Annotated in this window: 13 protein-coding genes; 7 read left to right on the forward strand and 6 right to left on the reverse strand. The window is 67.6% G+C overall.

The genetic code is table 11. The annotated features are described in order from the left end of the window. The first annotated feature begins 93 nt into the window (after window positions 1-93). Entirely contained in the window at window positions 94-744 is a 651-nt protein-coding gene (locus ACP99_RS12180; protein ID WP_049986863.1) for a potassium channel family protein, read from the forward strand. A 44-nt stretch (window positions 745-788) separates the two neighbouring features. Here ACP99_RS12180 and ACP99_RS12185 read toward each other — a convergent pair whose 3' ends face one another. Beyond that, on the reverse strand, window positions 789-2162 hold the full coding sequence (locus ACP99_RS12185) for a sodium-dependent transporter (protein WP_049986864.1): 1374 nt from the start codon (window positions 2160-2162) through the stop codon (window positions 789-791). Window positions 2163-2304: 142 nt separating this feature from the next. Further along, window positions 2305-3261, reverse strand: coding sequence for an NADPH:quinone reductase (locus ACP99_RS12190; protein ID WP_049986865.1), 957 nt, complete (start codon window positions 3259-3261; stop codon window positions 2305-2307). Between the two features lie 170 nt (window positions 3262-3431). Here ACP99_RS12190 and sucC point away from each other — a divergent pair, with 170 nt between their 5' ends. The 4 genes from sucC to ACP99_RS12210 all read left to right on the forward strand — a co-directional run bounded on the left by sucC (window position 3432) and on the right by ACP99_RS12210 (window position 6917). Then, the gene (gene sucC, locus ACP99_RS12195) at window positions 3432-4577 is read left to right on the forward strand and encodes an ADP-forming succinate--CoA ligase subunit beta (RefSeq protein ID WP_049986866.1); all 1146 of its coding nucleotides are present in this window, start codon (window positions 3432-3434) and stop codon (window positions 4575-4577) included. Beyond that, on the forward strand, window positions 4574-5443 hold the full coding sequence (gene sucD / locus ACP99_RS12200; RefSeq protein WP_049986867.1) for a succinate--CoA ligase subunit alpha: 870 nt from the start codon (window positions 4574-4576) through the stop codon (window positions 5441-5443). Before sucC ends, sucD begins: the two co-directional genes overlap by 4 nt. A gap of 170 nt (window positions 5444-5613) precedes the next feature. After that, complete coding sequence (locus ACP99_RS21545; protein WP_394324867.1) at window positions 5614-5703, forward strand: HVO_2523 family zinc finger protein; 90 nt, start codon at window positions 5614-5616, stop codon at window positions 5701-5703. Between the two features lie 185 nt (window positions 5704-5888). Next, window positions 5889-6917, forward strand: coding sequence for a phytoene/squalene synthase family protein (locus ACP99_RS12210; RefSeq protein ID WP_049986869.1), 1029 nt, complete (start codon window positions 5889-5891; stop codon window positions 6915-6917). Between the two features lie 18 nt (window positions 6918-6935). On the opposite strand, the gene cruF is transcribed toward ACP99_RS12210, so the two are convergent. Genes cruF through ACP99_RS12225 form a run of 3 tightly spaced genes read right to left on the reverse strand, consistent with a single transcriptional unit; the run spans window position 6936 to window position 10248 of the window. Further along, window positions 6936-7850, reverse strand: coding sequence for a bisanhydrobacterioruberin hydratase (cruF, locus tag ACP99_RS12215; protein ID WP_049986870.1), 915 nt, complete (start codon window positions 7848-7850; stop codon window positions 6936-6938). Next, on the reverse strand, window positions 7843-8706 hold the full coding sequence (locus tag ACP99_RS12220) for a prenyltransferase (RefSeq protein WP_049986871.1): 864 nt from the start codon (window positions 8704-8706) through the stop codon (window positions 7843-7845). Before ACP99_RS12220 ends, cruF begins: the two co-directional genes overlap by 8 nt. Before the next feature lie 39 nt (window positions 8707-8745). Continuing rightward, entirely contained in the window at window positions 8746-10248 is a 1503-nt protein-coding gene (locus ACP99_RS12225; RefSeq protein ID WP_049986872.1) for a phytoene desaturase family protein, read from the reverse strand. A gap of 125 nt (window positions 10249-10373) precedes the next feature. Here ACP99_RS12225 and ACP99_RS12230 point away from each other — a divergent pair, with 125 nt between their 5' ends. Both ACP99_RS12230 and ACP99_RS12235 read left to right on the forward strand, forming a co-directional pair. Further along, window positions 10374-11204 (forward strand): zinc transporter, encoded by an 831-nt coding sequence (locus ACP99_RS12230; protein WP_049986873.1) that lies wholly within the window; start codon window positions 10374-10376, stop codon window positions 11202-11204. Window positions 11205-11291: 87 nt separating this feature from the next. Next, window positions 11292-11654 carry a hypothetical protein gene (locus ACP99_RS12235; RefSeq protein WP_049986874.1) on the forward strand — a complete coding sequence of 121 codons (363 nt, stop codon included), beginning with the start codon at window positions 11292-11294 and terminating at the stop codon, window positions 11652-11654. 17 nt (window positions 11655-11671) lie between these two features. On the opposite strand, the gene ACP99_RS12240 is transcribed toward ACP99_RS12235, so the two are convergent. Next, window positions 11672-12226, reverse strand: a complete 555-nt coding sequence (locus ACP99_RS12240; RefSeq protein WP_049986875.1) for a DoxX family protein — start codon at window positions 12224-12226, stop codon at window positions 11672-11674. Window positions 12227-12258: the final 32 nt, after the last annotated feature.

Here is a 12258-nt window from a genome sequence, read left to right on the forward strand (position 1 = left end):
GTCGAGCAGGAAGTCGGTCCGCCGGGCGTCCCCTCTTGAATACCATTCGTTACTCGGGGCGACGCTTATTTGCCACCACTATAATGAACAAATATGACTGATACGGAACACGTCGTGATCGCCGGGAGTGGACGCGTCGGACACCGAGTGGCGCAGCACTTCGCCGACCGCGGTCGGGAAGTGTCCGTCATCGATCCCGAGCCGGACGGACAACTCGAAGGCGACGACGTCGAACTGATTCAGGGCGACGCGACGAAGCCCTCGGTGCTGGAAGCGGCCATCACCGACCGGACCGGCGTCGTCGGCGCGCTCACCGACAAGGAGGACACGAACCTCGTGGTCTGTATGGCCGCAAAGCGGTACGCGACGGGGATCCGAACCGTCGCACGCATCGAAGACCGCGCGGGCGACGAGTACGAGGAGTACGTCGACGAGGTGTACTTCCCCGAGCGCGCCAGCGTTCGCGCGGCGGTCAACGCGCTCACCGGCAGCGACGTCCGAACCCTAGAGGAGGTTACCGGAGAACTCGAAGTGCTCGACATCCGGATCGACTACGACGCACCCGCCGCGGGGGAGGTCGTCGCCGAGTCGCTCCCGGAGGGCTCCGTCGTGATCGCCGAGTCGGGCGGCCACGTCGCGGTGCAGCACTCGACGAAACTGGTGAACGGCCGTCGCTACCTCATCGCGGCCGACCGCGACGTCGTCGGCGAGGTCATAGAGCAGTGTCGAGGCGAGCGCGCCTAGCCTGCCGGCGAAAGAGCGACGAAATGATCGTCGTCCCGAGCCGCCTACAGCGGCGGGACGATCGCGGGATTCTCGGCGAAGAATAGCGTCTGCACGCCGAGCGCCAGCGTGAGAATCACGCCGAGGAGGACGACGGTCCGGACGAGCCACAGCCACGAGACGCCGACGCCGCTGCCCATCGAGGAGCCGTTGAGCAGTTCCTCGACGGCCGGGCGACCGTACACCCAGCCGATGAAGAGGAGGATGCCGAGCACCGACAGCGGCAGCAGCAGCTGGTACGCGAGGTTGTCGAACCAGGTGAGCCACGCGGTGTCCCACGCGGAGGGGATCCCGAGCAGGAAGATCAGTCCGCCGAGCGCGGCCGAGATCTGTGGGCGACGCGCGCCGTAGTTGTCGACGGCGTAGGAGACGACCACTTCGAGCAGGCTGATCGCCGAGGACAGCGCCGCGATGAGCACGACGGCGAAGAACACGGCACCGACGAGTCGGCCGGCCGGAAGCTCCGCGAAGGCGGTCGCGAGGCTGACGAACAGCGCGCCCGCACCGCCGCTACCGGGTTCGATGCCCTGCACGAACAGCAGCGGGATGACGACGAGTCCGGCGAGGATGCCGACCGCGCTGTTGAACACGACGACGGTGATGCTGTCGCCGAAGAGGCTCTGGTCGTCGCCCACGTAGGAGGCGTAGGTTATCATCGCGCCCATCCCGAGCGACAGCGAGAAGAACGCCTGGCTCACGGCGAAGGGGATGATCTCCGTGAGCGGCCCGCTGAAGGACGGGAGCGGATCGAAGGAGACGCTCAGACTGAGCGTCGAGAGGTCAGGCGAGAGGAAGTAGCTGTAACCCGGGGCGGCACCGGGGAGGGTGAACACCCAGACGGCGAGCACGCCGAGGATGACGACGATGCTGGGGACCATCAGCTTCGTCGCCTTCTCGATGCCGTCCTCGACGCCGCCTGCGACGATCGCGACGACGAAGATCATGAACAGCGCGTGGAGCGCGAGCGCCTCCGGACCGGCCGACACCTGCCCGAAGTAGCCCGCGGGATCGGCGAAGTACGCGCCGGTGACGCTGCCGCCGATGTAGCGGAGCACCCACCCGCCGACGACGCTGTAGTACGACAGGATCCAGAAGCCGGTCGCGACGCCCAAGATCCCGACCCACTTCCAACTGCGGTGTCCCAGCTTCTCGAACGCGCTGATGGCGTTCAGGTTGCTCTTTCTCCCGATGACGAACTCCGCGAGCATCGCCGGGAGCCCGATTCCCAGCGCGGCGACCAGGTAGACGACGAGGAACGTCGCCCCGCCGTACTCGGAGGTCTTGAAGGGGAACTGCCAGATGTTTCCCAGCCCGACCGCCGAGCCGACGGCCGCGAGGATGAACCCCGCGCGCGTCGCCCACGTCTCTCGTTGACTCATATCGCCTCCGACTAATCAGCGGGGAAGTGATAAGACACGCGATTATCGGCCGCCTGTCGCAGTAAAATTGTACACAAGCGTGTCAGAGCGGACAGTTCTGTACGTACGTCGATACGAGGTCGAACCGGCGAACGAGGCCTCCCTACGGCTCGACGACCAACTTCCCGAGGAAGCTGTCTTCGAGAACGGCCCGCTGCGCTTCGGCGGTCTCGTCGAGGTCGTACGTCTCGTGGATCACCGGCGCGACCTCGCCGCGGGCACAGAGGTCCGCCAGCCGTGCCAACACCGCGCCGATGTCGTCGGCGTTGTACATCGACATGAACTGATAGCGGATCTCCTTGCCCTTCGTGATCCCGATGTCGTCGAATGAACCACTGGAGGTGTCGTTGCCGATGCCGATCACGCGCGCGCCGGGGTTCGCGACGTTCGCGTTGAACTGGAGGTACTGGTCCATGTGCAGGTCGACGACGACGTCCGCGCCGCCGGCGTCGGCGACGGCGTCTTCGAGGTCCGCGCGCGAGTACTCGAACACCTCGTCCGCGCCGAGGGATTCGAGGTCGGCGGCGTCTTCAGGCGAGGCGGTCGCGTGGACGCGCGCGCCCATCGTCTCCGCGAGTTGGATCGCGACGTGGCCGACGCCGCCGCTGCCGCCGTGGACGAGCACCGTCTCGGCCGGCTCGGCCGCGGCGTGGTGGACGAGCGCCTGCCACGCGGTGGTCCCGACGAGCGCGAGCGCCGCGGCGGACTCGAAGTCGACCGCCTCGGGGAGGTGCGCGAGGTTGCCGACGGGGGCCGCGACGGCCTCGGCGAACGAGCCGGGACGGCCGTTTCCGAGGCCGGTGCCGAAGACGCGGTCGCCGACCGCGAACGCCGCGACGCCGTCGCCGACGGCCGAGACCGTGCCCGCGACGTCGGAGCCGCCGACGAAGGGCAGGTGCGGCACGGGATACGCGCCCTCGCGGAAGTACGTGTCGACCGGATTCACCGCGGCGGCCTCGACGTCGACGACGACCTCGCCGTAGCCGGGATCGGGGTCGTCGACCTCGTCGACCGTCAGTACCTCGGGTCCGCCGTGCTCGTGGAATCTGACTGCGCGCATGTGGACGACCGTTCGCGCGGCCGGCGATTAAATCGGGCGGAAACGGACGGACGGTGCAGGTGGCGACGCCTGCGCTGTGAACCGAGCATATCGGTTCGAGATGCGTTCGGCCGAGACCTCCGCAACCATATCGACGGGCTTTATGCGCGCGCACGCCGCACTCTCGGACGATGCGCTTACACGAGTACCAGGCGAAGCAAGTCTTCGCTGACGCCGGTATTCCGGTACCCGACTCGCGGCTCGCGACCACCGTCGAGGAGGTCGTCGAGGCGGTCTCGGAGATCGGATTCCCGGCGGCGATCAAGGCACAGGTACACGTCGGTGGACGGGGCAAGGCCGGCGGAATCAAGATCGCGACCGACGAGGAGGAGGCCCGGCAGTACGCCGACGAGATCCTCGGAATGGACCTCAAGGGCTACACGGTCGAGAAAGTCCTCGTCGAGTCCGGCGTCGACTTCGAGAACGAACTGTACGTGGGGATCACGATGGACCGCGGCGAGGGCGAACCCGTCGCGATGGTCTCGACTGAAGGCGGCGTCGACATCGAATCCGTCGCCGAGGAGACGCCCGACGCGATCGCCCGCGAACACATCGACCCCGCGTTCGGCCTCCATCCCTACCAGGCGCGGAAGGTCGTCTACGACGCCGGGATCCCGCGTGACGTCGCGGGCGACGTCGCCTCGATCCTCTCGACGCTCTACGACCTCTACGAGTCGAAGGACGCCTCCGAGATCGAGATCAACCCCGTGATGATCACCGCGGACCGGGAGGTCGTCGCCGCCGACGCCGTGATGAACATCGACGAGGACGCGCTGTTCCGCCAGCCCGACCTCGCGGAGATGGAAGACGAGGCCGCCGCCGACGAACTGGAGGCGAAGGCCAACGAGTACGGCTTCGACTACGTCCGACTCTCGGGCAACGTCGGCATCATCGGCAACGGCGCGGGCCTCGTGATGACCACGCTCGACCTCGTGGACTACTATGGCGGAGAGCCCGCGAACTTCCTCGACATCGGCGGCGGCGCGAAGGCCGAGCGCGTCGCGAACGCGCTGGACATGGTCTTCTCCGACGAGAACGTCGACGCGGTGGTCTTCAACATCTTCGGCGGCATCACCCGCGGCGACGAGGTCGCCAAGGGGATCAACGAGGCGCTCGAACAGTTCGACGAGATCCCGAAGAAGGTCGTCGTCCGCCTCGCCGGCACCAACGCCGAGGAGGGGATGGAGATCCTGAACACGGACCTCGTCGAGGTCGAGGCCACCCTCGAAGACGCCGTACAGCAAGCGGTCGAGAACGCACAGGAGGCAGGACAATGAGCATCTTCGTCGACGACGACACGCGCGTTGTGGTACAGGGAATCACCGGTGGGGAAGGGAAGTTCCACACCGAACAGATGATCGAGTACGGCACGAACGTCGTCGCGGGCGCGGTGCCCGGCAAGGGCGGCCAGTCGGTCGCCGGCGTCCCCGTCTACGACACCGTCGACCAGGCCGTCGAGGCCGAGGACGCCGACGCGTCCGTCGTGTTCGTCCCGCCGGCGTTCGCCGGCGACGCCGTCTTCGAGGCGCTGGACACGGATCTCGACCTCGTCGTCGCCATCACGGAGGGCATCCCGACGCAGGACATGGCGAAGGTCAACAAACGCCTCTCCGAGACCGACACCCGACTCATCGGTCCGAACTGCCCGGGCATCATCACTCCCGGCGAGGCGAAACTGGGCATCCTCCCCGGCAACATCTTCGAGTCCGGCGACGTCGGTCTCGTCTCCCGCTCGGGGACGCTGACCTATCAGGTCGTCTCGAACCTGACCGAGCGAGACATCGGGCAGACCACCGCCATCGGCATCGGCGGCGACCCGATCATCGGGACGTCGTTCGTCGACGCCCTGGAGGCGTTCGAGGCCGACACGGAGACGAAGGCGGTCGTGATGTGCGGCGAGATCGGCGGCGAGGACGAAGAGCAGGCCGCCAAGTACATCGCCGAGAACATGGACACGCCCGTCGCGGGCTTCATCGCCGGGCGCACCGCGCCGCCGGGCAAGCGGATGGGTCACGCCGGCGCGATCGTCTCCGGGTCCGGAACCGGAACCGCGGAGTCGAAGATCGACGCGCTCAACGACGCGGGCGTCCCCGTCGGCGACACGCCGAACGAGGTCGCCGACTACATCGAGGACTTCCTGTAGGCCCCCGCGAAGCGCGGTTCGGGTACCGCCGCTCGGTCTCTCGGTGCCTCGAAACGCGAACCTTCTTGATGCGCCCGAGCGCGTTCTCACCCGTGAGCGATTCGCACGGCGAGGGCGAACCGGAAGGCCCCGAGGACGGCGTCGAGACGCTTCCCGGCCGCCCCTGCCCGATCTGCGGGCGGTCGATGGCCCACCGTCACTGCAAGTACGTCTGCCCGGAGCACGGCGTCGTCTACGATTGCAGCGACACGTTCTGGTGATCTGATACGTCGATCGCGAGACGATCGAATCGAGGTATATGAGTCTACTGGCCGTTTCTTCTCGTTCGGTTCGATTTCCTTTCAGATCGGCACGAAGCGTTATATGAGTTCAGTCCGTCCATTAGGTGACAGATGTGTGGCCCGACGGCACCGCGACGAGATGCCCCCACCCGTGATACCTGACGATGGTCGAAGCTGAACAGATCCGACAGAGCAAGCAGATCCAGCGTCGAACGGGGAAGACCTTCCACCTCGCGACGCGAGTCCTCCCCGAACGCGTCCGTCACGCGACGTACGTGCTGTACGCGTTCTTCAGAGTGGCCGACGAAGTCGTCGACGCCGCCGACACGGCTCCGCCGGCCGAACAGCGCCGCCGACTCGAGGAGCTGCGCCGACAGGCGCTCGGCCGCGAGGAGAGCGACGACCCGGTCCTCGTCGCGTTCGCCGAACTCCGCGAGCGGTACGACATCCCCGAGTCGGACGTCGAGGTGTTCGTCGATGCGATGCTCGCCGACATCGAGAAGGACCGCTACGAGACCTACGAGGAGTTGGAGGCGTACATGGACGGGTCGGCGGCGGCCGTCGGCCGGATGATGACTCAGATTATGGAGGCGCCGGAGGCAGAGCGCGCGCTCCCCCACGCGACGGCGCTGGGCGAGGCGTTCCAGCTCTCGAACTTCCTCCGGGACGTCCGCGAGGACGTCGTCGAGCGCGACCGGATCTACCTCCCGCGGGAGACGCTCGCGGAACACGGCGTGACCGAAGAGCAGGTGCTGAACTTCGAGTACGACGAGAACTTCCGCGCGGCGATGGAGTCGGAGCTCCGGCGGACGGAGGCGCTGTACCGCGAGGGCGTCGAGGGCATCCGCTATCTCCCCGAGGACTGTCAGTTCGCCGTGTTGCTCGCGGTGGTCCTCTACGCCGACCACCACCGCGAGATCCGGAAACTGGACTGCGACGTCCTCTCGACGACGCCGTCGCTGTCGACGCCGCGAAAGCTGCTGTTGCTCGCGAAGACCCGGCTGTACTGGGCGTTCGAGCGCGACCCCGTCGCCGTCTTCCGCCGCGTCAGCGTCGTTCCCTACCCGGAGGAGGGCGACGGCACCAGAGACCCCGGCCACTCGGGCCCCTCGACGGATCGAACGTGGTGGCCGCTCCCCTCCGGCGGCGTCGGCCGGCGCGTCTCGGGGTGGATCCGCGGGTTCACCGAGTAGCGCGCGACTGTCGTCGATTCACCGGTTCCGCTCGGCCGCCGACTCTTCGCGGCCGGGACGAAGCCACGGAACCCCCGCCAGCGGCGCGTCGAACCGGTCCGTCGCGAGCAGTCCCAGACCGAACAGCGCAGCGAACGCGACGGGGATCCAGTTGCCGAACCACGCGTTGATGCCGCCCCAGAGGATGACGAAGGAGACGAGGTCGTCGAGGAGGAACTCGCAGTCGTCGAGTCGGTCGCGCAGCGCCCGGCGGTCGTACCCCCAGTCGAGGGCGACGACGGCGAGCGTGGCCGAGAGCACCCAGCCGGCGTAGTTCGACAGCGGGACGCCGTAGAACGCGCCGCCGTTCGGGTACACCCAGAAGCCGAGCGCGACGGCTCCGGGGTCGAGGACGACGTCCATCGTCAGCACCGCGGCGATCACCGCGAGCAACCGGACGCTCGTCCGCGCGGCGCGCTCGCCCAAGAGGAGGAGACAGAGCAGGTACGCGTTCATCACCAGCGGGATGAAGAAGACCGGCAGGCCGAGCGGGACGCCGGCGACGATCGGGCCGAGGTCGACGCCGTAGAAGAACTCACCGTAGGGGAGGCCCGTGTGGACGCCGAGGTACTCGATCCCGTAGGCGTACAGCGTCAGCGCGCCGACGCCCGTCGCCGCCCGCCGGTCGGTGATCGGGAGCACACCGACGACGAGCGGCGAGCGCATCACGAGCGTCCCGAGCAGGATCAGCAGGCCGTTGAACGCCAGCGGCTCGGGGAGCGCGCCCTCGGCGCTGGCGAGCAGGAGCACGATCCCGTTGAGCGGGAAGAACACCGAGATCGTAAAGCGGTTTTCCCTGATCAGCCGCTCCAGTCGGATCTCCCACTCGGCGCGCGTCCGCGGGATCCGAGCGGCCAGCGACGACTGCCCCGCCGAACTGCCGCCGTCAGGCATACACGAGCCTCCAGAGCGCGCCGAGCGTCAGGAGTGCGCCGACGGCCGTATTCACGACGGGATACCACCAGTAGGCGCGCTCGACGTCGACCTCGGAGCGGTAGATCCCGAAGACGAGGAGCGGGTAGGCCACGAGGAGCGCCCCGATCCTGCCGTCGACGAGCGCGAAGACGGCCGCGGCGGCGAGCCAGCACGCCAGACAGTACGCGAGCGTGCGCCGCTCCCCGAGGTACGTCGCCGTGGTCCGAATGCCGGCCTCTCTGTCGGGGTCGATGTCGGGGATCGCCGAGAACGTGTGCATCCCCATCGTCCAGAGCCACGCGCCCGCGACCGCCGCGAGCGGCGGATGCGCCCCCGCCACCGTCGCGTACGCGGCCGCGCCAGGGAGGATGTACAGGCCGTTCGAGACCGAGTCGAGAAACGGGGTCGTCTTGAATCGGAGCGGGGGCGCGGAGTACTGAAGTCCGAGGGCGAAAAAGCCCAGCAGGTACGGCCACGCCGCGGGCGGGGCGACCGCGAAAACGGCGACGCCTGCGAGCGCCGACGCGGCGATCACCACCGCCACCAGCGGATCGCCGCGCCAGCGCGCTTCCCGCTCGTCTTTCTTGGGATTGCCGGCGTCGATGTCGGCGTCGAAGACGTCGTTGACGCCGTAGAGGAAGACGTTCGCCGGGATGAGGAAGTACGCGAACAGGCCGACCGTCACCGGGGTGAAGAGCGCCGCGGTCGTCTCCGCGCCGTAGGCGACGCCGACGACGACGGGGCCGGCGAGGTAGAGCCAAAAGCGCGGTCGCGAGAGCGTCAGCAGGTACCGGAGCCGGCCGACCGGTCGCGTCGCTCGGGCGGGGATCGTCATCGACTCAGTCCCTCCGTTCGAGTGTCGGCCGTCATCCGCTCAATCGGCCCGCTCGGCCATCGCCTCGGCCGTCAGTTCGCCGCTGATCAGACACATCGGCACGCCGATGCCGGGCGTGGTGAACGACCCGGTGAAGAACATCCCGTCGACTTCCGCGGAGTGGTGCGGCGGCCGGAACAGCGCCGTCTGCCGGAGCGTGTGCGCGAGGCCGAGGGCGGTCCCCTTCGTGCTGTTGTATCGGTCCGCGAAGTCGTTCACGCAGAAGGACTCCTCGACGACGATCCGGTCGCGGAGTTCGACGCCGGTGTTCGCCGCGATGTCGTCCAACACGAGGTCGCGGAACTCCGCGCGGAGTTCGGGCGTGTCCTCCAGGCCCGCGGCGATCGGCACGAGCGCGAAGAGGTTCGAGTGGCCCTCCGGCGCGACGTCGTCGTCGGTCTCGGAGGGGACGCAGAGGTAGTACGCCGGGTCCTCGGGCCACGCCGGGTCGTCGAAGATCCGCTCGAAGTGCTCGTCCCAGTCGGTCGGGAGCACGAGCGTGTGGTGTTCGAGCGGGTCGACGTCGCCCTCGACGCCGAGGTAGAGCAGGAACGCCGAGGGCGCGTAGGTTCTCGACTCCCAGTACTCCTCGTCGTACTGGCGCTTCTCCGGCGGGAGCAGTTCCATCTCCGTGTGTCGGTAGTCGGCGTCGCTGACGACGTAGTCGGCGTAGAACTCCGCATCCCCTTCGGTCCGCACGACGAACGCGCCCTCGCGACCCCGGATCTCGGTGACGGGCGCGTCGGTGCGGAAGTCGACGCCGAGTTCCTCGCCGAGCGCGACGACGCCGTCGACGACGCCGCCGAGCCCGTCCTCGGGGTAGTACACGCCCATATTGAAGTCGACGTGACTCATCAGGTTGTACAGCGCGGGCGTGTTCGTCGGCGCGCCGCCGAGGAACACCAGCGTGTACTGCATGATCTGCTGGAGCTTCGGGTGGTCGAAGTACTTCTCGACGTGGCCCTGCATCGAACCGATCAACGAGAGGCCGCGGGCGTTCTTCGCGACGTCCCAGTCGAGGAACTCCCGGATCGACGTGCGGTCCTCGTAGACGAAGTGCTCCATCCCGACCTCGTAGTTGATCTTCGACTTCTCCAGGTAGTCGTCGAAGCGCTCGCCAGCCCCGGGTTCGTAGGACTCGAAGACCTCGCGGTTCCGTTCGAGGTCCGGCACCATGTCCACCCGATCTCCGTCTTTGAAGAAGATCCGGTAGTGCGGATCGAGCCGCGTGAGATCGTAGTAATCGCCGGGCTCGCGTCCGAAGTATCCGAAGAACCGCTCGAAGACGTCGGGCATCAGGTACCACGACGGCCCCATATCGAAGCGGAACCCGTCGACTTCGAGCCGGCTGGCGCGACCGCCCAACTGCTCGTTCTTTTCGAGGAGCGTCACGTCGGCACCGGCACCGGCGAGATAGCAGGCCGTCGAGAGACCGCCGAAACCGCCACCGACGACGACGACGTCCGCGCCGTCGAGGGAGCGAAGATCCGAGAGCGCATCCATAGGGCTACAGTGGTGCGTGGAGGGTATAAATCGGCTGGCCAGATGGCGTCACCGTGCGGGCGGGCGACGATCCGGACGCCGCACAGAGCGGAGGCGTTATTAATATCGAGAAAGGAATTCATATCGTGACGCGAATCTCTCGGCTCGGTCTCGGCGCGACGGTCGTCCTCGTCGCGCTGTCGGCGCTCGCAGTCGTCGTCGAGGTGACGAACGCCGTCAAGCTGGTCGGTATCTCGTGGGTCGCGTTCCTGGCGATGGCGCTGGCCGCGCCCCTCGGCGCGCGGACGGCGAGCGAGAGCGCCGGCGCGCTGGTCTGGGGCTACGGGCTCGCCGCGGGCGCGATGGTGACGAGCGCGGCGGTCTTTCTCGTGCCGCAGGCGATCGGCCAGCACCCGCAGTGGGGCGGCTTCGGCGTGGCCTTCGGCCTCTTGGCCGGGTTCGCCTCCCACACGATCGGTCACCGGCTCGCACACATGGACCTCCCGATGGATCGGACCGTCGCGGAGCTGACCGCTCACGCCCTCTCGGCGGGCGCGATCATCGGGATCATTTACGGGAACATGCCGGAACTCGGCGCGCTTCTCGGACTCGCGATCGTCTCGCACAAGGGACCGGCCGGTTACGCCGCAGCGCGGCGTCTCGCGTCCGCCGGGCGCGACCCGTCGGTGCTTCTGCTCCCGGCGACCGGCGTCGGCCTCGCGGGGCTCACCGCGTCGCTGATCGCGCTCCCGGCGACCGGGCCGCTTCGCGGGCTGGTCTTCGGCTTCGCCGCCGGGGTGTTCCTCCACGTCGCGATGGACTTCCTCCCGCGCTGTGAGATCGGCAGCGAGATCCACGACCTCCTCTCGGTCTCCGGCGACGCCCACGCGCTGCTGGACAGACTGCGCGTCCACGCCGTGGCGTCGACCGCGCTCGGCGGCCTCGCCGTCCTGCTCGCGTGGCTCGTGATCGCTTGAGTCGGGTCCCCCAACGATACTGTCGTTCCAGCGTCGTCGACGCGGTAGCGAGCGTGTATTTTTCACCGGCCGCCTCGTGTCTGCAGTATGAGCGTTCGCACAGTCGCGGTGGCGGTCGTGGCGGGGATCGCTGCCTTCCTCGTGAGCGCAGTCGCAGTGATCGAACTCCTGCTCCCGACGATGGAGTTCTCGGTGTTCGTCGCGCTCCCCGCGGGAATCTTCGTGGGTTCGGCGGTGACTTCTCTCGTTCTGTTCGCGTACCGCGGCGGCGACGACACTCGGAGGATCGCGAACGCGATCGGCGCGTTCGCGGCGACGTTCCTCGTCGCGTTCGGCGTCGTCCTGTTCGTCGTCGGCGTCGGCGCTGTCGTCTCGCTTCTCGTGGCTATCGTCGTCGGCGCGGTCGGGGCGCTGGTCGTCTATCTACGCGGCCGAGGCGATTCGGCGTAAAAAAGGCGGCAGCCGCCTCAGCCGAGGAGGTACCGCATCCACGGATACCGCTCGATCAGCGGTTCGCCGCCGACCTCGTACTGCTCGATGTAGCTGTCCAGTCCGAGGATCCGCCCGGCGCCGAACGCGGCAACCGAGAGGAACACGAGCATGTACGCGAAGTCGCCGTTGATGTAGCCGTGGGAGATGTCCCAGTTCCCGAGGTAGAACAGGAGCATCATAAACGCGCCCCAGAACGCCGCAAACCGCGTCAGGGCCCCGAAGATGACGCCGAGTCCGATCAACAGCTCACCCCACGGGACGGCGATGTTGACGAAGTCGACGAACCACGGCGTCTCTCCCATCGCGACGAACAGGCCGGCGAGCGGGCTACCGTTCGACGGCGGTGCGTTCTGGAGGTAGCCCGCGGCGCTGAAACTCCCCGACAGCACCTTGTCGAAGCCGCTCTGGAAGAACGCCAGGCCGATCATCAGCCTGAGCGCGAGGATGAACCAGACGCTCAGGGTGTGTAGCTTTCCCTCCGCGGTGAATCCGGCGATCGTGCTCCGGAGTCTGATTTCTTGGGTAGACATGATGTACACCTCAATGTCGAGTACGCGTATTA

Source organism: Halobellus rufus, assembly GCF_000739575.1.
Taxonomy (GTDB): domain Archaea; phylum Halobacteriota; class Halobacteria; order Halobacteriales; family Haloferacaceae; genus Haloquadratum; species Haloquadratum rufum.